The organism is Aquisalibacillus elongatus (assembly GCF_003843875.1).
Lineage (GTDB): Bacteria > Bacillota > Bacilli > Bacillales > Alkalibacillaceae > Aquisalibacillus > Aquisalibacillus elongatus.
Window position 1 is genome coordinate 1 of the sequence record NZ_RKRF01000007.1, and the last position, 19,773, is coordinate 19,773.

Sequence of the window (19,773 nt, forward strand, 5' to 3'; positions counted from 1 at the left end):
ACACGTGGAGCTGACGGATACTAATCGATCGAGGACTTAACTTCGCAAGAAAAGACGTATTCGTCTTTGGCAGTTCGTATTTAGTTTTGAAGGTGCTTAGCACCAATAACATAAGAGTCCGGTGGCGATGGCAGAGAGGTCACACCTGTTCCCATGCCGAACACAGCAGTTAAGCTCTCTAGCGCCGATGGTAATTGGGGTGTTTCCCCTGTGAGAGTAGGACGCCGCCGGGCATCAGATAAGAGCTACTAGATTTAATCTAGTAGCTCTTATCTTTTTGTCCAATGGTCTAAAGTAACTGCAAAAAGGTCTGAAAAATTAACAATATAAAATACATTAGATTTTTAAAGGACTTAATGTCTTTTTATATCATTAAACATACTTTTGTGGTATTTTCTATTAGTGAGTTAGGAAAAGATATGGTTAGAGAAACAAGGAGGCTGTACATATGAGCCGTGATGAGCATATAGAACCCGTAGAATACATCGCAAACATTGAAAGTCTAGATCGTAAAGGGTCAGGACAAGCAGTGGTTTGGCGTGAGAATGAATTAGGAAATCCAAAGAAATTAAAATTAGTCGTACCACAAACGATCCCTGGAGAAAAAGTAAAAGTAGATGCTTTATATCCAACAAAAAAGTGGAGTAAAACAAACTTAAAAGAAGTGATTGATGCAAGTCCTGAGCGGACAATTGCACCTTGCCCTCATTTTGATATTTGTGGAGGATGCGTTTGGAAGCATTGGGATTACTCAGGCCAATTAAACTATAAAACCGAGTATGTAAGGAAAGCATTAGAAAGCCAAGGTTTTGACCCAGAAATAGTCAAACCTACAATTGGCATGGATCGCCCGTGGGACTACAGAAATAAAATGGAGTTTACGTTTTCTCCAGAAGGTCATATGGGGATGCACGAACAAGGCAATTTCAAAAATGTCTTTGACCTTGAGACGTGTTTAATTGCTAAGGACGATATGGTTAATGCTTCATTAGAAGTGTCAAAATGGGCAAAGGATCACGGACTAAAGGGGTATGAAAAGGAAGAACATGTTGGTTTACTTCGTCATCTAATGGTTCGTCAGTCGTTTACAACCGGTGAGATCATGCTAGCGGTTGTCGCAACTGAACCACCAAAAGGTGAGCTGAAACCAGTTGTCGATGATCTCATTCAACGGATTCAGCCATACGATAAAGTCAAAAGTTTACTATGGTTGGAAAACACACTTTGGGCGGATCAATTACAAGCAGAAGATGTATATGTATTAGATGGTCGTGACTTCATTTATGATGAGATATACGGATACCAATATCGCTTGTGGTTTGACACCTTTTTCCAAACGAACCCGACACAAGCAGAAAAGCTAATAGACTTAGCCATAGAACTCGGAAATCCGCAACCACACGAAAAAATGATTGATCTATTCTGTGGTGTAGGAACTTTCTCATTACCATTCGCCAAACGAGTGAATCAATTAGCAGGTGTTGAAATTGTCGAAAGTTCCATTGAATCGGCAAAACGAAATGCGATCGAAAACGGCATAGACAACACCCACTTCTTAGCAAAAGACGCCCGCCGTGGAATCGATCAAGTTTTAGAAGACTTCGGACAACCAGACATTTTATTATTAGACCCACCACGTTCAGGTGCTGGTGGCAAAGTTATGCGTCGAATCGGCCGTTCGAAACCAAAACGAATCGTCTATGTATCGTGTAACCCAAGCTCATTTGCAGAAGATGTAGCTGAACTAGCACCATTTAATTACGAACTTAAATCTGTGCAACCAGTTGATTTGTTTCCGCATACGGTGCATGTGGAATTAGTTAGCGAAATTATATTAAACGAAGAAGAATAGCATTTTAAAAGCAGAGAATGAGACGAATTTGTCTTATTCTCTTTTTTTATCAATATTAAATGGATATTTATGTTAAGATGAATTTAATTTTAAAATAGAGGAGAATAATTTAATGCAGATTCAATTTAAAGATATTAATAAATCCAATTACATAGAGTGTGTAGAATTAGAGGTATATGATGAGCAAAAGGATTTTATAGCGCCAAATTGGTACTCTCTTTTAGAAGTTAGTTATGAAAGTGAAGAGAGGCATCCGATGGCAATCTATAAAGATGAGGTAATGATAGGGTTTATTATGTATGTGTTTTATCCAGCAGATGATGATTATCCACTAGATTCATGGTGGATTGAACGATTGATGATTGATCAAAAGTATCAGAATAAAGGGTATGGAAAATCTACCTTAGAGAGGTTTATAAACTATTTTAGAAGTAAATATGGAAACGTTGAGTTACGAATAGCAACAGAACCAAATAATCTAACAGCTATTAAACTATATGAAAATACAGGATTTGTGAAAACAGGAGAATTTGCAGCAGACGAAGTTGTATTATTGAAGGAATAATTATTTGAAAAAATAGGTAATAAATAATGAATCCAATATTACTTGATATTCCAAAAAAATTAGAATCTGATAGGTTAATACTACGTGCACCTAAACCATCTGGGGACGGTGAAATTGTAAACAAAGCCATAAAGGCCTCGATTAATGAACTAAAACCTTGGCTGCCCTTTGCTCAAAAGTTACCTACTATTGAAGAAACAGAAGCTAACTTAAGAAATGCGCATATAAATTTCTTGAAAAGAACAAGCTTTCGTTTTCTTATATTCCACAAAGACACAAACGAATTTATTGGAACGACAAGTTTTGAATATGTAGATTGGAATATCCCCAAATGCGAAATTGGCTACTGGATTAATACTGAATTCAGTGGAAATGGGTACATCTTAGAAGCAGTGGAAGAATTAATTGACTTCGGATTTCAACAAATCAAATTTAATAGGATTGAAATTAAGTGTGAGTTCACAAATTATAAAAGTCGTGCCATCCCTGAGAAACTAGGTTTTGAATTAGAGGGCATATTGAAAAATGAAGATTTGTCTGCTGATGGTAGTACACTGACTGATACTTGTATATACGCGAGGGTTAATTAACTTCTGAACACGTATGACAAGTCTGCTTTTAATCTGTTAAAAATATAAGAACAAGCATTTTCATCATTTTTATAAGTCTTAAACGCCTCAATATCCTGACCCTCAAAATGATAAACCGTCACCTCCTTATTATCAGGATTCACAACCCAGTATTCCTCGACACCGCATGACATATAGAGGTCGAGTTTAAGAATCAAATCTTTCTTTCGTGTGCTTTCCGACAGAACTTCAACAACCAATGACGGGACACCCTTATAGTAATCGTCTTCACCTAAATGTTTCTCTAAATCGCAAATGACCATTAAATCAGGTTGAACCATGTTCATTTCTTCGGTTGAAGGTCTTTTCAATTCAATATCAAAAGGCGCAACAAATGGCGTACACTCGTTTTCTGCAAAAAAGTTAGAGAAGGTAGCATGCAATTGACCAACCGCATACTGATGAGATACTTTTGGTGAAGCGAGCAAGTAGATCTCGCCATCGATATACTCAACCCTCTCATCTGATTCCTTTCTTAACTGTAAAAATTCATGATAAGTTGCTTTTTCGCCATAACCGAATACAGGTAAATTTTCATTAACCCGCTGTGGTACATCACTATGTTTCACACTTGTTGTTAGCCTTGCAATCTCAGTCCCGTTTCGTGTAATCACAATATCTTCATTTGCCGCTAACAATAAATACTTACCGAAATTATTTTGCAGTTCAGTGGAGTTGATTCTCATACATAACACCCCCATTTAAATAAAGTTAGCTAACTTAGCTAACTTTATTATATATTTTCCAACACAAAAAAAAAGCCCCCTTACTCAGAGAGGCTGCGTTCTTAACCCTATTCTTACTTTTTCTCTTTTTCCGATTCCTCAATCGGCAAAAACTCAAAAATCTCACCGGATTCAATCGACTCGGCTAGTCGTTCGAGCCAGTGGCAGTAGCGTTTGTAATCCTCTAGTTGCTGGATGTCTCGTCTAGCGTGATCCTTCATTTCTTCATCAATCTCATCATCATCTACAATTTGTTGCAGTTCGTCAATGGCATATTGGATCGCGGTCAAATTCAACTTAGCTTCGCGCTCCCATTTATCACCAAAGAAATGGGCGAAGTATTGGAAGAAATCCTTTTCTGCCATGAATAAGTCCTTACGAGAGCCTTTTCTCCATACTTTCTTAACAATGTTGATATCTTGTAACTTTCGTACAGCTGTACTCATACTTGGCTTACTCATGCCAAGATCATCTTTCATGTCATCCAAAGTCAATGGAGCATGTTTGAAATACATGGTCGCGTACAACCTTCCAATAGAAGGTGTCACCCCATACAAATCCATCGTTTCGGCAATTGCGTTGATGACGGTGCGTTCAGCATCTTCAAGCATTTCCTCGGCTTTTTGTTGCTTTTGATCTTCCGCCAATGAAAACCCTTCTTTCTTCACTAAATTTCCTATTTATTAAATTAAAACGGTTAAATATAAATTTAACTACCTTAACTCTAACTATACCTTAATTTGGTACAAAATCAAAGTTTAATTTCTACTGGTTTACAAAAAATATCCACTGTGATATATTTAAAATGTTAAATACGTTAAAAAATAATTTAATAAAATAAACATAGGGAGGAAGCCTCATGAAACAAATGTACATTAACGGGGAATGGACGGAATCCCAATCCGGAAATACAAGAGACATTATAAACCCGTATAACCAAGAAAATATCGCAACTGCTGCTGAAGGGGACGTAGAAGATGCGAATTCAGCAATCTCAGCGGCTCGTAAAGCTTTTGACAATGGTGAGTGGGCTCACACACCAGCAAGTGAACGTGGCAAAAAAGTTTACCAAATCGGTAATTTAATCGCGCGAGATCGTGAAGAGTTAGCGGAGCTTGAAACGCTTGATACTGGTAAAACGTTAGAAGAAAGTCTAGCGGACATGGACGATATCGCTGAGGTCTTTCGCTACTTTGGCGGTTTAGCTGACAAAGACGGCGGCGAAATCATTGAGTCACCGATTCCAAACAGTCAAAGTAAAGTCGTTCGTGAACCAGTAGGAGTTTGTGGTCAAATCACGCCTTGGAACTATCCACTTCTTCAAGCTGCGTGGAAAATCGCGCCAGCATTAGCAGCAGGTAACACCATCGTGATGAAGCCGAGTGAAATCACACCTTTAACAACTGTCAAAGTAACAGAATTAATGGAAGAAGTCGGATTTCCTAAAGGTGTTGTGAACCTTGTACTTGGCGCAGGCGCAACTGTCGGTAACGAATTAGCGGTCAGCCATGACGTTGACTTAATTTCGTTTACAGGCGGAATCGACACTGGTAAGAAAATCATGCAAGCGGCAAGCGGTAATGTGAAAAAAATCGCCCTTGAGCTTGGTGGGAAAAATCCAAACGTCGTATTCGCGGACGCAGATTTTGAAACAGCTGTAGACCAAGCGTTAAACGCTGTGTTCTTCCATGCCGGTCAAGTGTGCTCAGCTGGTGCTCGTCTAATAGTTGAAGATTCGATTCATGATGAATTCGTCGAAGCACTGGTTGAACGAACGAAGCGCATCAAACTAGGTAACGGTTTTGATGAAGATACACAATCAGGACCACTCATCTCAGCAGAACACCGTGCCAAAGTGGAAGAGTATGTTGAGATCGGTAAAAAAGAAGGTGCCAAAGTGTTAATTGGCGGTGCTCGACCAGAAGACTCTGAGCTACAAGACGGCTTTTTCTACCTACCAACGATTATGACAGAGTGCCGTTCAGATATGCGCATTGTACAGGAAGAAGTTTTCGGCCCAGTTCTAACAGTTGAACGTTTTAAATCTGAAGACGAAGCTGTTCGTCTAGCGAATGACACGATTTATGGCCTAGCAGGAGCTGTATGGACAACGGACGTAGATAAAGCTGAACGCGTATCAGCTCAACTACGCATGGGTACCGTTTGGATCAACGACTTCCACCCATATTTCGCACAAGCACCATGGGGCGGCTATAAACAATCAGGCATTGGACGTGAGCTAGGTAAACCTGGATTAGAAGAATATACAGAAACGAAACATGTTTATCGTAATCTGAAGCCAGAACCGCTCAATTGGTTTAAATAATACTAACGACGAATTTGAATGACTGCAAGGAGGTTCATAACATGAGTGAAACATTTGATTATGTAGTAATCGGCGGAGGAAGTGCAGGATCTGTCATGGGTAACCGTCTAAGCGCAGACGGAAAGCGCAGTGTATTAATTTTAGAAGCAGGGCGCAGTGATTATCCATGGGATCTGTTAATCCAAATGCCAGCAGCCCTACCGTTCCCAGCTGGTAAAAGTCTATACGACTGGAAATACGAATCAGACCCTGAGCCTTACATGAACGGACGTCGCATCAAGCACGCTCGTGGTAAAGTGCTTGGCGGCTCAAGCTCTATTAACGGTATGATTTATCAACGTGGTAACCCAATGGACTATGAACGTTGGGGAGCTGACGAGGGTATGGAAACGTGGAACTTTGCCCACGTGCTTCCATATTTTAAACGTTTAGAAAACGCGCTTGCAGCCGACGCTGATGATGAATACCGTGGCACGAATGGTCCGGTAAAATTAGAGCGCGGTCCAGCGAAAAATCCATTATTCCAAGCTTTTTTTGAAGCAGCGGTTGAAGCAGGATACAACCGTACGCCTGATGTGAACGGCTACCGCCAAGAAGGATTCGGCCCGTTTGATAAACACGTTTATAAAGGTCGACGTTTTTCAGCATCACGAGCTTATTTAGACCCGGTGAAAAACCGTCAAAACTTAACGATCCGTACACGTGCGTTTGTGGAAAGTATCGATTTTGACGGAACACGCGCTAGTGGCGTAACGTACCGTCGTAACGGCAAAACACATCAAGTTAAAGCTCGGGAAGTTGTTTTAGCTGGTGGTGCGATTAACACGCCACAGCTCCTACAGTTATCTGGAGTTGGCGATGCTGAACACTTAGAGTCACTTGGAATCAAACCGATCGTGAATCTACCAGGTGTCGGTGAAAACCTTCAAGATCACCTAGAAGCTTACATCCAGTACACTTGTCCAGAGCCGGTTTCCATGCAACCAAGTTTAAATAAACTACGCATGCCGTGGATTGGTTTGCAGTGGTTACTCGGCCGAAAAGGTCCAGCGGCAACGAACCATTTCGAAGGCGGCGGATTCATCCGTTCAAACGATGAAGTGGATTACCCTAACTTAATGTACCACTTCTTGCCAGTGGCCGTTCGTTACGACGGGAAAAAAGCAGACACGAAACACGGTTTCCAAGTCCACGTTGGCCCAATGTACTCGGATGCCCGAGGATCACTAAAAATTCGTTCAAAAGATCCACGCGAACATCCAAGTATGATTTACAACTATCTATCAACTGAACGCGATCGACAAGAGTGGATCGAAGCGGTTAGAAGAACAAGAGAAATTATGGAGCAGCCCGCAATCAAACCATATAACTCAGGCGAAATCTCACCTGGACCATCTGTTCAAACAGATGAAGAAATCCTAGAATGGGTAAAAAATGACGCCGAAACAGCGCTCCACCCATCTTGTACAGCCAAAATGGGACCAGAATCAGACCCAATGGCGGTTGTCGACCCGAACACGATGAAAATCCACGGACTCGACAACGTACGTGTCGTCGATGCATCAGCTATGCCATATGTCACAAACGGCAACATCCACGCCCCCGTTTTAATGCTAGCTGAAAGAGCAGCAGACTTAATCTTAGGCAAAGAACCACTAAAACCTGAATATAAAGATTATTACCGTCATGGTGTTGACTCTGCTGATGCAGGCGTTGTCACTAGTAACTAATTAACCCAAGAACTTACGATTAATTGTTTTACCCCCTTATAAAACATATAGATCGAGAGCACCAGATTGTTTGAAAGCAATTTGGTGCTTTTTTTATCAAAAAAATTAGAAATTTATGCTAAAATTGAGTCTATGTAAATAAACAATCTGAAGTTTAAGGGTGGAATGTATATTGAAGAATCTATTAGTCTTGTTGTCCATGAGTATCATACTATTAGCTGGGTGTAATCTAAGCTCAGATGAATCTTTGTCTTTCAAAGAAGTGGACAAAGAAGATCTAAGCAAAGATATTCAGTCCTTTTTTGATGGGGTTAAAGACCAAAATGGAGTTCATCTTCACTCTAATCGTGATGACAAAAATACGATGTACTTCTATTTTAATGAAAGAAATGTTAATCAGGGTGAAGAAGCCGTTTATTTCACAGACTTTGATTTAGAAGCAGATGGGGATACATTAAAGATTTTATATGAAAGTGATCAAACGCTAGATTATTCAGATAATTCTATTAAGAACGAAGTGTATTTAAAAGTAAACTTAGATCAAAATTACGAAACAATAAGTGTGTTTAATAACGGTGAAGAAACGCACTTTGGTACAGTTACAGCATGGTTAAGTAATTAATAACGTTCTTTTTTTAGGAGAGAGACAATGGAAAAAGTTATACAAGAGATTGCCAAGGCCATAAACACTCAATATAAAAAAATAATCATTGGCATTTCAGGTCACGGTGCTTCAGGAAAGACGACTTTTGCGAACAAACTAATAGAGCATTTAGACGAATCAGATGTGAATTATTTAAATACAGATCCGTATATCATGGGTTCAAAAATCAGGAAATACACCACGATTGACTATGAGTATCAAAATGAGAACCATCAATTTAAAATGACAGCTTGTCACCCAGCTGCTCATCAAATAGATGCTTTAGAACGAGACATAAACATGATGAGGGAAGGCTTGGACTTTTACTCAATTGAAACATCTTATGTAGAGAGCACATTAATGTCATCACAAAACAAAGTCAATATTGTAGAAGGCATGAGTGTGGCATTCATAGATCCAAATATAATAGATTTAAACATCTACTTATACACTGATGGAGAAACAGAACTATTAAGAAGAGGGATTCGAGACGTATCTGAAAGAGGAACGGATCTTCAGTATTTAAAGCAATCACATCGGCAGCGTCGAATTCAATATGAAATCTTCATGCACCCTTACCACCAAAACTTTGATGTTGTGATTAAAAACTCTAACAAAGGATATCATTTAGAGAAAAATAAATTATAAGAAGCAATGTTATGAAACAATACATGTTAAAAAAGCTGGCCTCCAAACAAGGAGGCCAGCTTTTGTTATATTATTCTTCTATTTGTAACCACTCATCAACCACATCTTGGTTGTCGTTAACCCAATCTTTAGCACCTTCAAGGGGCTCTTCTGCATTTTCAACATAGTTGATTAAGTCACCAATTTGTTCGTCATCCATCTTCCAGTTCTTGAAATATTCACTGACTTTTGGATAATCGTCTGCGAAGTCTGTTCTAGTTGCATGGTGAATCTTCTCAACGCCACCATAGACATTTTGTGGATCTTCTAAGAACTTAAGGTCATATTCTGAGAAAATCCAGTGAGGTGTCCATAGTGGTGCCACAATTGGTTCTTCACTTTTAATGGATTCTCCAATTTCAGTTAACATAGTAGGTTCTGTACTTGGTAGTAGTTCAAAATCTAGGTCATAATCTTCAATTAATTGCTTCGTAACTTCCATCGTACCCGCACCTGGATCAAAACCAACAATCTCACCATCAAACATATCTTTATGCTCATTTAAATCTTCAATGCTATCTACTTCTTCTACATAACTTGGAACAATAAGTCCAACTTTAGCGTTATCAAACCAAGTAGCATCTGAGAAGTTAACAGTATCTTGGTATTCTTCTAGGTAGTTAGCATCTTGAACAGGTAACCAAACTTCTAAACTGGCATCTAAGTCACCATTTTCTAGTGCTTTCATCGTGAAACCCATGTCCAACTGAGTTAACGTCACGTTATAACCTTTATCTTCTAAAATAGCTTTCCACATATTTGTAACTGCAATATTCTCAGCCCAATTAATCTTACCAATTTCTAATTCATCTGTGTTCACTTCAGTTTCGGATTCTTGTTCTTTGTCACCTTGCGCACTGTCTGATTCGTCATCACTGCCTCCACAAGCAGCAAGTGCAACCATTACTAGTAACACTAAACTAAGACCTAATACTTTCTTCAAGTAATTCATAGTTGAAAAATACTCTCCTTTTAAAATTTAGTTTAAAAAATTTGATACATTAAATTCATTTAAAAATATTTTAACAAAAATGCCGAATAAAAACTCATCCCTTATTTTAATAGAGATAAGCTAGACATGTAAGGTCATTTTTTAATAACCCCAATATGTAACGGAATTCATTTCGTTAAAATATTTTTAAACGTTCTTTATATATTTTATGTTAACGTTTTTAGAATATATGTCAAGGGGGTGGGTAGAAATCTAACTCTAATCGAAGTTATCGTAGTACTGTTAGCAGGCTTGGTTCAAGTGATTCAGGGAAAGTCATTTGACAGTAGATACCATTTTAAAATATGAACAAATTAGAATGCGAAGACCACCCACATGACGATTCAGTCATGTGTCAGGATGAAGATGATCATTCAGACCACCATCATTAAGCTAATAAAAAGAGACTAGCCGCTTTGGTTAGTCTCTTTTTAAGAGGATGCAAAAAAATATTTATACTACCAACCATAAACGCTTTCACATGTACCAGGCTGCGGTTCATAGTAACAATGTTCTTTGTATTGACCCGTAAACGGTTCCCCGAACCATGTATCTGGACAGTCCCCATACGGATTAAAATACCAAAGCGCATATTGCGCAGGGTGCTGCCTCCAATATTTCAATACTTGTTCCGCTAACCTTTTCTCTGTCCCCCTCGCTCGATTATAAAACATATCCCCTTCTTGAACGGCCTCAAACGAGTAATTTCCCCCCTGCACTTGATAAATAACATCCTCTATAGACGTTAATTCCTCAAAATCTAAACAACCCGCCTTCAGTCGATTCACAATCACATTTCCAACCATCAGCATCCCTAACTTACCCTCACCAACAGCTTCCGCCCTCATCATTCGTGCGATCAAACTAATATCATTCTGATTATAGGCTACTCTAGCCAACTTAAATCACCTCTAACTAAAGTGTATTTATTTAAAGATAAGAACATATTATTGTATGGTTATTTTCCTTGCGAGGTGATTAAGTTGATTGATACATGGTTATTTCTTTAAAGCTGTATCATGTAAATGACAATAGGTCTCTTTTTTACTCACTGTTAATAAGTAACAATTATGGTACAGTTATAGGGAGTTTTATTTATTTTAAGTAAGGTAGGGTATTGTATGGTCGAAATAATCATTCTAATTATATTAGCTAGTTTAATATTTTTGTTCTATAGAAGTTTTACGAAGAGAAAGCTAATGAAAAGTGACTTTTACACGATGGTTCAAGATAAATCCGAACAGTTTTTAATAGATTTTGGTGAACTAAAAACAAAGTATATTGCTTCATCTGATACAGAAGAATTGAAAGAAAGGTATTCAAAGATATATAAAAGGTTTTTGAAGAATAAAACCTTGTTCAGAAATATGACTAAAGAGATGAAGAGCTTTTATGAGACTTATAGGAATCTTTCAAAACTGGTACGAGAATGGAATATGGCGTATGTAGAATATGAAATAAAAGAAACTGAAGAACTATTAAATAATGTCGATGATAAATCCCTAGATGATCAACAAAGAGAAGCGATTGTTACGGATGAGGATAATAATCTAGTTATTGCTGGTGCTGGTAGCGGTAAAACATTAACGGTTGCAGGAAAAGTAAAATATTTGGTTCAAAGAAAGAAAATTGACCCTGACAATATTTTGTTAATCACTTTTACTAAAAAAGCGACTGAGGAAATGAGAGAAAGAATAGTTGAAGACTTAGGAATAGGGGTTAAAACAACTACCTTTCATAGGTTAGGTTTAGATATCATCTCATATCAAAGAGGATATAGACCAGAGGTAACTGAGAATTTAAATCAGATCCTTACTGATTTCTTCGTATCTAAAGTCAAGCAAAATCCTAAATTAGTCGAAGATGTCATCTACTATTTTGGTTTTTATCAGTCAGTTCCAAGCTCATATGATGAAATTGAGAATCTAGATGAACTGTATAAATCTTATAAGCATATGAATCTTGAAACATTAAAATCAACCATCGATAGAAAAATTGAGGAAACAAAAGAGCTTAAAAAAACGCTTCAACGCGAAACGGTTAAGAGTTTTGAAGAGGTTCTAATTGCCAACTTCTTGTATTTAAATGGAATAAAGTATGAGTATGAAAGAATTTACCCGTATGATGTAAATGACCGATACCGAAAAAAGTACAGACCTGATTTTTATTTACCTGAATATGATTTATATATTGAACATTTCGGAATAAATAAAGATTTTAGAACCCCATGGCTTAATGAAATTGAGGAGGAAAAGTATCTTGAAGGCATTCATTGGAAAAGAAGTGTACATAAAGAAAAGGGAACTAATCTCTTAGAAACCTACTCTTACTATAATCAAGATAATCAACTACTTAGTAAAATAGAAGAAAAGTTAACAAAAGCTGGAGTAGAATTTCATAAACCTGATCTTAAAGAAGTATATACCAACATCTTTTTATCAGAACGAGAAGAAAACTACTTTAAAGAAACTAAGAAGTTAATGGCGACATTTATAAATTTGTATAAATCACAAGGGTTTGATTTAGATGAATTTAATCGACTAGAAGAAGAATTGAAGCAAATAGAAAACCCTTTCTTACAAAGGAGATCATTACTTTTCTTGAGCATGACTAAGAATGCTTATAGCTACTATCAAACAAGACTAAATGATAATAATGAAATAGATTTTAATGACATGATTAATCATGCAACTGTTTTTGTTGAGGATTCTCATAGTCTTGATGAAGATAGTTTCTTGAATTTTGACTATATCATAATAGATGAGTTTCAAGATATTTCGGTCAGTCGTTTTAATTTAGTCAATGCGATTAAAGAACAATCAAATAGTAAAGTTCTATCTGTTGGTGATGACTGGCAATCGATTTACAGGTTCGCAGGAAGTGATTTAGATCTTTTTTCGAATTACAATCAATATACAGAAGAGGCTACTGAACAATTAAAAATTGAAAAAACGTATAGAAATTCACAGGATTTGATTGATATTGCTGGTCAATTTATTATGAAGAATCCTAGTCAAATCACGAAAAATTTAGTCTCAAATAAATCAAATGACCACCCCGTGTACATTTATGGTTATAACCAAGATTATTACAAGGCATTTTCTAAAGCTATTGAAAGTATTGTTGAAGATAAAGGTGAAGAAACAGATATTTTTGTTTTAGGACGTAATAACTTCGATAAAGACCGAATCATTCAGCTAAGTGATGGAGAACTAAGACTTTACCGAGATCGAGATAGAAACGACATGCTAGAGCATAAAAAGTTTCCTAACTTAAGAATTCAATATTTAACCGTACACCGGTCTAAAGGTTTACAAGCGAGTAATGTAATTATCATAAATTTACGTAATGATAAGTTAGGTTTCCCTAATAAGATATCAGATGATCCGATCTTGTCATTTGTGTTGTCGAATAAAGAGGACTTCGAATTTGGAGAAGAAAGAAGGCTATTTTATGTAGCCCTAACAAGAACATTAAATGATGTGTATTTAATAACACCAGAAAAAGATATGTCTATATTTGTTAATGAGCTCATAAAAAGTCATGGACTAGTCTTTAATCTTGTGACAGGTGAAACGTATAATGGATCAAACCCTAAATGTCCGAGGTGTAAAGGAACTTTGATATTAAGAGAGAATTCGTTTAATAGAAATCAATTTTTAGGATGTTCGAATTATCCATACTGTGACTACTCTTTTAAAGATCCAAACTTACTTCATAATGAAATTAAATGCCCTTCTTGTAAAGGATACATGATAAAAAGAAAAGGGAGATATGGTGAGTTTTATGGATGTGAGAATTATCCTTTTTGTGAAAATAAGATTAAGATATAATATGTTTTAATGTTCCTAGACTACCGATTAATATTTTTGATTAAGAGAGTGGTTTAGGAGAGTAATGAAAGTGTACTGCTCAACAAATATAATAAGATTAGGAATAACCAAAGGAGGAGATGTACATACCATAATATTTAGAAAGACCAAGCCAATGGATTTAAAAATCTTTTTTCTTAATTTTCTTGCACTAATTGGGGACGAGTTGAAGAATGCATATGTTTAAGTGAGTATTTGCTAAGTAGTGCAACGACTTATAACAAAAAGTGTATTTATATGAGGAATTGAAGGTCATGGAACGATATCTTTTATAAGGAAATAGTTTTGGGTATTTATTAATGTATAATAGGGTTATCGTGGTTTTGTTTTCAAATTTAATTCTTAATGTAAGGTGGGTGGAATGAATGAGTGAAAACTCATCTAAAGAGATTATTAATGTTGATGTGAAAGACATGGAAGTAATAGATGCTAAGAAAACGGGTTCAGTTGGGGAAACAATAGTAAAAGGGACAGGAAAGGCAATAATGCCTTTTATTCCTGTTATTGTTGAATACACTAGGCAAAGACTAACTTACGATTTAGAAACCCAGAATCAGGTTAGAAATGATAAAAGATCACAATTAAATAAACGTGCTGAGTCATTATTAAAACTCATTGATAAAGAAGAGGCTAAGGAAAATTTTGAACAGCGAAGAATTGACAGATGGTGTGAAGAATTAGAAGAAATCTGGAGAAAACTAGATACACTCGATGCAAAGAGTGATGGATTTGTAAAAGTAATGCTAAATAAATTATTTAAAAATGAAAAAAATTAATCCAAAACGGAGCATGAAAAGTGCTTACCCTAGAAGCAGCAAAGCTCATCAAAAGACGAACAAATTTAAGTGTTCTTTATTTTATATCATAAAATGTTTAGTCTCTTTTTCAATTATTTCTCGAGTAAGTTTACCTAACAGTGTCTTATGATCTTTATCAAAAGATGGTATTAAGGAACTTTTTAATTCTTCAGGATTATTAAATATAGAATATGTATTAGTTAATTGCTGCCTGTAGGTGTAATTATAAATATAAGCCTTGATAATTATATCTTGTACGTATGGTTTATGATATGTATTATATATTTCTTCTAAGAAAAATAGCTCCTTATTACCTTTTATTTTTTTCTTCATATTATCATTTGCGTTTATATGGTTTATCTTAATATTAAACTCATTGTTATTACCTAAAATTACTGATACATAATCAATATTCTCATTCCTTCCTTTAGATTCTAAAGGACTAATTTCTCTATCTTGATGAGTATAAATTTCTTTTGAAAATGTAATATGTCTACTAATATTTGTTTCGTAAGGACTGTAATGAGTAGTAAGAGAAGTTTCTTTCCTTCCTTTAAAATCAGAATTACATACTTTGCAGCATGGTACCAAATTATAAATAGAAATTGCTAAGAAAGGATACCTGGTTTTATCAAAAAAATGATCAAATGTAGCTCTTGTTCTTCCAGTATTATACTCTAAATTAAATATATATTGTGTATTACAATATGGGCAAACAGTAATATCTAGCTCTTGTTGAAATGCATAAGCATTCCAATTAGGTGAATTGTAGAAGTATTCATATTCTTTTATAAAAATTTTCAGTTTCTTATACAGATTAACTCTATCTTTACCAATTATATGAAGACTGTCTCTTAATTCACAAAACTCACTTCTTATTCGTTCTAATTCGTAAATATTCCCTACAATAGTATTCTCAATATTATTAATCAAAAATAACAAAATTTGTTTTATACTTTCGTTCTTTTCTTCAGTCAAAGATTTTTCTAGCTTTTTGTATAATCTATTATTATTTTCTTTATTTTCACCTAAAATAAATTCTTTATGCTTTTTAAGAATAGATTGATTGATAGTTAAATCGATCATATCACATCTTCCTTTGCTTTTTTAGTTTTGACAATTCATTTTCTAAAGTAGTAATTCTATTATCTAGCTCATGATTATCGTGAAGTTCAAGTTTATTATTATATATCTCTAGAATCTTATTTTTTAATAAAGGTTCACCAATTGTATCTATAAATTTCTTAATTGTATCTTTTTCATGGTAAACTTCTTGAGGTGATAATTGTAATAGTTGACGTATGAAAAGATTAATTTTTTCTTTTGCAAAACTCCCTATTAACCCATCTTTTATGAAGAATGAATTTGAAAAAAGTTCGATGATATTCGATGCAAAAGTTTTTGGACCATTATCTAAAAAGGAATAAGATTCATTAATATTATTTTTATTTTCTAAGAAGATTACATTTGAATTTGGAAAATCTGATAACACGAAAGGTGAATGAGTTGTTAATATAATTTGTACATCGCCGTTAAAAAGCAGATTTGTTAGTTTAATAAAATAATATAGCCAATCTTTTTGCCATTGGGGGTGAAAATATAAATCACCTTCATCAATTAGTAAAATAAAAGATTTAGGGAAGGAATAATCTTTTTCTTCGAATTGTAGTTGATTTTCTTTATAGATTATCTCTACTTCCGTATCAAAATCATCACTTTCAGAAAGTAATAATTCATCTTTTTTTAAATTATCTAATATATCATAAAAGCGGCTAAAAAGATTCAAAAGTCCATATTCGCCACTACTCATATCGGACCAAGTAAACTTTAGAAACCCTGTTTTAGTTAAGGCCTTTCTATAAAGTGATATAAACTCTTTAGTTTGTGGTGATTCAGTTAAAATATACGTACCTTTATTATTACAATATAAATTTATATTTTCTACACACTCAAAAAAAGTATTGAAATTTTCTTTTAGTGTAAAGAGTTGTTTTAAAAATTCTTTATCAACATTGTTTTTCAAATTAGGAATATCGAACTCAAATTGTTTATAAAGAGAATCAAAAATACTCTTATCATCAGAACTATATCTATAAAGGTAATCTCTGAAATCATATTCAAATGCCTCTGTTAAATTGTTTTCACTTAATAATAAATCTATATGTATAAAGAAAGCTTTTAAACAACCACTGTAGAATTCAATATAAAATTGTTCAGAATCCAAAAATGTAAAGAAGTCAGTAATCGATGGTCCATCTTCTAAAAACCTTATTACATCCTCTAAATCATCGGTAAAAGTTACATTTTCTAAGTCAATGGAAACTTCAATATAAATTTCCCTAGGAATCTTCATTATGTTTTGAATATTCAACTCTTCACTAAAATCATTTACAAAAAATATTTGTTTTTCAAATTCACTTCTTAAAAATCCTGAAATATTTGCATGTTTACCAATTAAATAATTGGTGGAAATGTTACTATAGTAGATTTCACCCTCTTCCTTTAACATACCGATGGAACGAACATCAAAGACATTCGAAAATAATAACGTTAGATGAGAATTTAAAATTAAAGGAGAAATACAAAAGGTTATAGAATCAGAAGAATTATTTTTAATTGAGAATTTAACTTGAGGTGAATGTAAAATATGTATCTTATTATTTATTGAATAGATTAATATATGTTTTGATTCTATATGTTTTTTACTCATTATATCAGATAAAAAATCAAGAAGCGTTGACTTACCTGAACCATTTTCACCTACTATTGCAGAAATGTTTAGATTAGTAGTATTATTTGTATTGGATTTTTTTACAGGTAATTCAAAGAAATTATTAAGGTAGATCTTATTATCTTCACAAATTAATTCTTTACCATTAAAATGAAAAGAGAATTCACTCCCAAGATTAGCCTCGAAATTATTCATATCTTTATATTTATCAAACCAAAAGTATAATAACTTCAATATTCACACCTCATATAATTTAAATTCTGCATTAAATATTTATTATATACTTTTTTAGTAAAATTTTCTATACATGTAAGTTAGCTAAAAGATGTTTTTGTTCTATTAGAATTTAGATACTGTTACGAATGTTTTTTAATCATCTTTTAAAAACAATCAAATTTTCAGTGAATGTATTATTGGAGATCCAAATGCTCTAAAAAAGTGTGAGAAATCTATTTGTCTCTAGTATAACTAATTAAACGAATGTATGATTAGACAGTTAATTCTAACGTCTATACTAAAGAGAAAGTTTTAAGTAAAAAAAATTATAAAAAACTCTAGAAAGGTGAAAAAAATGGCCATTTATAGTGAAAGAGATAATGATAGAAAGCCAATTTATGATGCAGCAGAAAAGTGGAAAAATGAGTGTTTACTTAACAGCAAGTCGTTAATCTGGGACGGGGAAGCTATTTGGACAAGCGAAAACATGCAAAGGTTCAGAAGAATATTTATAGAAAGGCCAGATGAATCAGGTAATTCGTTTGATGAAAAATTAAAAAAACAATTGAATGGTGAGACAGAGGAAGTTTATAAATTCGTTATTGAACTGTTATTCATATATTATTTGTTCCCATCTTCAATTAGTTATGATACCAAAATGGAAAAGATAGAAACAGTTGCCTCATGGAAAGGTATCGAAATAGATAGGTCTTGGTCCATTTTTAATAGTTTAAAAAAAGGATTAGGTAATACTGGGATGTATTTTAATGTTCAAAAATACTTTGAAATGAGTTATTTGTTCATTGTATCGGAAAATATTAAGAACCTTCCACTAAAAACGAGCGAATCAATTTTATCAAAACCAACAGAGTTAAAGAAGTTAGCTGAAGAAACACGACAAAATCAAATTGGAAAAAGAGTACAGATAATACATGCACTCCTACATTTATTACTGCCTAATTATTTTGAAAGAATTGTTAGTTGGGGAAATAAACAACAGATCGTAAAAGCATATGCTGACCTTCTTAATGATAATGCAACAACCAATGATTTAGATGACAAGCTTTATATAATTCGTGAGAAACTAGAAGAGCAGTATCCTAGTAAGAAAGTTGATTTCTATAAAGAGCCATTTGATGAAAAGTGGAGTAGTACTAAACCAAAAAAGAAGAAGCAAACACCTGTCGAAGAAAGTGATGATGGTTTAACAATACCTACTATAGACTTTAACGTAGAATCGAATACCAATGGATTAGTATTTGAAAACTTAGATGTACTTATGAATCAAGTGAAAACAGCTATAAGTAATGGTAAACATATCATTTTAACCGGTCCTCCAGGAACAGGTAAATCTAAGTTAGCTAGTAAAATATGTGAAATGTATTCTGTACAGGCGGAGATGGTAACTGCAACTTCAAACTGGTCAACTTATGAAACAATTGGAGGTTATCGACCTGATCGAAATGGAAACTTGTATTTTAGCGAAGGTACTTTCTTAAAATGTGTGAGGGACAATGAAACTCATGCTCCTACAAATACTTGGTTAATAATTGATGAGATTAATCGTGCAGATATTGATAAAGCATTTGGGTCATTGTTTTCTGTACTTACAGGAGACGAAGTAACATTACCATTTGAAACGAAAAGTGAAAATTCAATTGTCTTGCAACCACAAGGGGAGTCTACTTCGGTAGAACCGAATGATTTTACATATGTCATTCCTAATGATTGGCGTATTATAGCTACTATGAATACAATAGATAAGGCCTCTTTATACGAGATGAGTTATGCTTTCATGAGGCGTTTTGCATTTATTCCTGTAGGTATACCAAAAGATATTAATAGTGAATTAATTCAAAAGTATCTAGATGTTTGGGAGATGAGTACTTATCCGCATGTTGAAGCATTAGCTGCAATATGGAAAATAATAAATAAATATAGAAAAATAGGACCAGCAAGAAGATATTGCTAAATATACTCAGAATAATGATGATTTTACATCGGCTATT

16 protein-coding genes and 1 rRNA gene are annotated in these 19,773 nt (G+C 34.5%); 11 read left to right on the forward strand and 6 right to left on the reverse strand.

The annotated features are described in order from the left end of the window. Nucleotides 1–117: 117 nt before the first annotated feature. The 4 genes from rrf (at nt 118) to EDC24_RS00590 (ending at nt 3,007) form a co-directional block, all read left to right on the forward strand. Nucleotides 118–233: ribosomal RNA gene (gene rrf / locus EDC24_RS00575) — 5S ribosomal RNA — on the forward strand. 215 nt (nt 234–448) lie between these two features. Next, nucleotides 449–1,852 (forward strand): 23S rRNA (uracil(1939)-C(5))-methyltransferase RlmD, encoded by a 1,404-nt coding sequence (rlmD, locus tag EDC24_RS00580; RefSeq protein WP_124218929.1) that lies wholly within the window; start codon nt 449–451, stop codon nt 1,850–1,852. Nucleotides 1,853–1,964: 112 nt separating this feature from the next. Further along, entirely contained in the window at nt 1,965–2,417 is a 453-nt protein-coding gene (locus tag EDC24_RS00585) for a GNAT family N-acetyltransferase (protein WP_124218930.1), read from the forward strand. A gap of 26 nt (nt 2,418–2,443) precedes the next feature. Continuing rightward, the gene (locus EDC24_RS00590; RefSeq protein WP_124218931.1) at nt 2,444–3,007 is read left to right on the forward strand and encodes a GNAT family N-acetyltransferase; all 564 of its coding nucleotides are present in this window, start codon (nt 2,444–2,446) and stop codon (nt 3,005–3,007) included. On the opposite strand, the gene EDC24_RS00595 is transcribed toward EDC24_RS00590, so the two are convergent. Beyond that, a complete protein-coding gene (locus EDC24_RS00595) occupies nt 3,004–3,732 on the reverse strand; it encodes a type II toxin-antitoxin system prevent-host-death family antitoxin (RefSeq protein WP_124218932.1) in 729 nt (242 codons plus the stop codon). The two genes, EDC24_RS00590 and EDC24_RS00595, sit on opposite strands and share 4 nt — an antisense overlap. A gap of 113 nt (nt 3,733–3,845) precedes the next feature. Further along, entirely contained in the window at nt 3,846–4,382 is a 537-nt protein-coding gene (cudC, locus tag EDC24_RS00600; protein WP_124220322.1) for a choline uptake/conversion transcriptional regulator CudC, read from the reverse strand. A gap of 248 nt (nt 4,383–4,630) precedes the next feature. On the opposite strand from cudC, the gene betB reads away from it, so the two are divergent. The 4 genes from betB (at nt 4,631) to EDC24_RS00620 (ending at nt 9,118) form a co-directional block, all read left to right on the forward strand. After that, nucleotides 4,631–6,097 (forward strand): betaine-aldehyde dehydrogenase, encoded by a 1,467-nt coding sequence (gene betB, locus EDC24_RS00605; RefSeq protein WP_124218933.1) that lies wholly within the window; start codon nt 4,631–4,633, stop codon nt 6,095–6,097. Nucleotides 6,098–6,138: 41 nt separating this feature from the next. After that, a complete protein-coding gene (betA, locus tag EDC24_RS00610; protein WP_124218934.1) occupies nt 6,139–7,827 on the forward strand; it encodes a choline dehydrogenase in 1,689 nt (562 codons plus the stop codon). 172 nt (nt 7,828–7,999) lie between these two features. Then, complete coding sequence (locus EDC24_RS00615) at nt 8,000–8,449, forward strand: hypothetical protein (protein ID WP_124218935.1); 450 nt, start codon at nt 8,000–8,002, stop codon at nt 8,447–8,449. Nucleotides 8,450–8,476: 27 nt separating this feature from the next. Further along, complete coding sequence (locus EDC24_RS00620; protein WP_124218936.1) at nt 8,477–9,118, forward strand: uridine kinase family protein; 642 nt, start codon at nt 8,477–8,479, stop codon at nt 9,116–9,118. Between the two features lie 70 nt (nt 9,119–9,188). Here the strand turns inward: EDC24_RS00620 and EDC24_RS00625 are convergent, their stop codons facing one another. Together EDC24_RS00625 and EDC24_RS00630 are read right to left on the reverse strand one after the other, a co-directional pair. Continuing rightward, nucleotides 9,189–10,109, reverse strand: coding sequence for a glycine betaine ABC transporter substrate-binding protein (locus tag EDC24_RS00625; RefSeq protein ID WP_124218937.1), 921 nt, complete (start codon nt 10,107–10,109; stop codon nt 9,189–9,191). Nucleotides 10,110–10,606: 497 nt separating this feature from the next. Further along, nucleotides 10,607–11,047, reverse strand: coding sequence for a cell wall hydrolase (locus EDC24_RS00630; protein WP_124218938.1), 441 nt, complete (start codon nt 11,045–11,047; stop codon nt 10,607–10,609). A gap of 222 nt (nt 11,048–11,269) precedes the next feature. Between EDC24_RS00630 and EDC24_RS00635 the strand changes: the two genes are divergently transcribed. Both EDC24_RS00635 and EDC24_RS00640 read left to right on the forward strand, forming a co-directional pair. Then, the gene (locus EDC24_RS00635; RefSeq protein WP_124218939.1) at nt 11,270–13,981 is read left to right on the forward strand and encodes a UvrD-helicase domain-containing protein; all 2,712 of its coding nucleotides are present in this window, start codon (nt 11,270–11,272) and stop codon (nt 13,979–13,981) included. Between the two features lie 404 nt (nt 13,982–14,385). Beyond that, nucleotides 14,386–14,796, forward strand: coding sequence for a hypothetical protein (locus EDC24_RS00640; RefSeq protein WP_124218940.1), 411 nt, complete (start codon nt 14,386–14,388; stop codon nt 14,794–14,796). Between the two features lie 81 nt (nt 14,797–14,877). On the opposite strand, the gene EDC24_RS00645 is transcribed toward EDC24_RS00640, so the two are convergent. Next, on the reverse strand, nt 14,878–15,903 hold the full coding sequence (locus EDC24_RS00645) for a hypothetical protein (protein WP_124218941.1): 1,026 nt from the start codon (nt 15,901–15,903) through the stop codon (nt 14,878–14,880). A 1-nt stretch (nt 15,904) separates the two neighbouring features. Further along, nucleotides 15,905–17,782, reverse strand: a complete 1,878-nt coding sequence (locus EDC24_RS00650) for an AAA family ATPase (protein ID WP_124218942.1) — start codon at nt 17,780–17,782, stop codon at nt 15,905–15,907. A 337-nt stretch (nt 17,783–18,119) separates the two neighbouring features. On the opposite strand from EDC24_RS00650, the gene EDC24_RS00655 reads away from it, so the two are divergent. Then, nucleotides 18,120–19,736, forward strand: a complete 1,617-nt coding sequence (locus tag EDC24_RS00655; protein WP_124218943.1) for an AAA family ATPase — start codon at nt 18,120–18,122, stop codon at nt 19,734–19,736. Nucleotides 19,737–19,773: the final 37 nt, after the last annotated feature.

What these genes read in the sequence shown, in the direction of transcription:
- rlmD (WP_124218929.1), top strand. Translation starts at nt 449, where the DNA reads ATGAGCCGTGATGAGCATATAGAACCCGTAGAATACATCGCAAACATT.
- EDC24_RS00585 (WP_124218930.1), top strand. Translation starts at nt 1,965, where the DNA reads ATGCAGATTCAATTTAAAGATATTAATAAATCCAATTACATAGAGTGT.
- EDC24_RS00590 (WP_124218931.1), top strand. Translation starts at nt 2,444, where the DNA reads ATGAATCCAATATTACTTGATATTCCAAAAAAATTAGAATCTGATAGG.
- EDC24_RS00595 (WP_124218932.1), bottom strand. Translation starts at nt 3,732, where the DNA reads ATGAGAATCAACTCCACTGAACTGCAAAATAATTTCGGTAAGTATTTA.
- cudC (WP_124220322.1), bottom strand. Translation starts at nt 4,382, where the DNA reads ATGCTTGAAGATGCTGAACGCACCGTCATCAACGCAATTGCCGAAACG.
- betB (WP_124218933.1), top strand. Translation starts at nt 4,631, where the DNA reads ATGAAACAAATGTACATTAACGGGGAATGGACGGAATCCCAATCCGGA.
- betA (WP_124218934.1), top strand. Translation starts at nt 6,139, where the DNA reads ATGAGTGAAACATTTGATTATGTAGTAATCGGCGGAGGAAGTGCAGGA.
- EDC24_RS00620 (WP_124218936.1), top strand. Translation starts at nt 8,477, where the DNA reads ATGGAAAAAGTTATACAAGAGATTGCCAAGGCCATAAACACTCAATAT.
- EDC24_RS00625 (WP_124218937.1), bottom strand. Translation starts at nt 10,109, where the DNA reads ATGAATTACTTGAAGAAAGTATTAGGTCTTAGTTTAGTGTTACTAGTA.
- EDC24_RS00635 (WP_124218939.1), top strand. Translation starts at nt 11,270, where the DNA reads ATGGTCGAAATAATCATTCTAATTATATTAGCTAGTTTAATATTTTTG.
- EDC24_RS00640 (WP_124218940.1), top strand. Translation starts at nt 14,386, where the DNA reads ATGAGTGAAAACTCATCTAAAGAGATTATTAATGTTGATGTGAAAGAC.
- EDC24_RS00645 (WP_124218941.1), bottom strand. Translation starts at nt 15,903, where the DNA reads ATGATCGATTTAACTATCAATCAATCTATTCTTAAAAAGCATAAAGAA.
- EDC24_RS00655 (WP_124218943.1), top strand. Translation starts at nt 18,120, where the DNA reads ATGGCCATTTATAGTGAAAGAGATAATGATAGAAAGCCAATTTATGAT.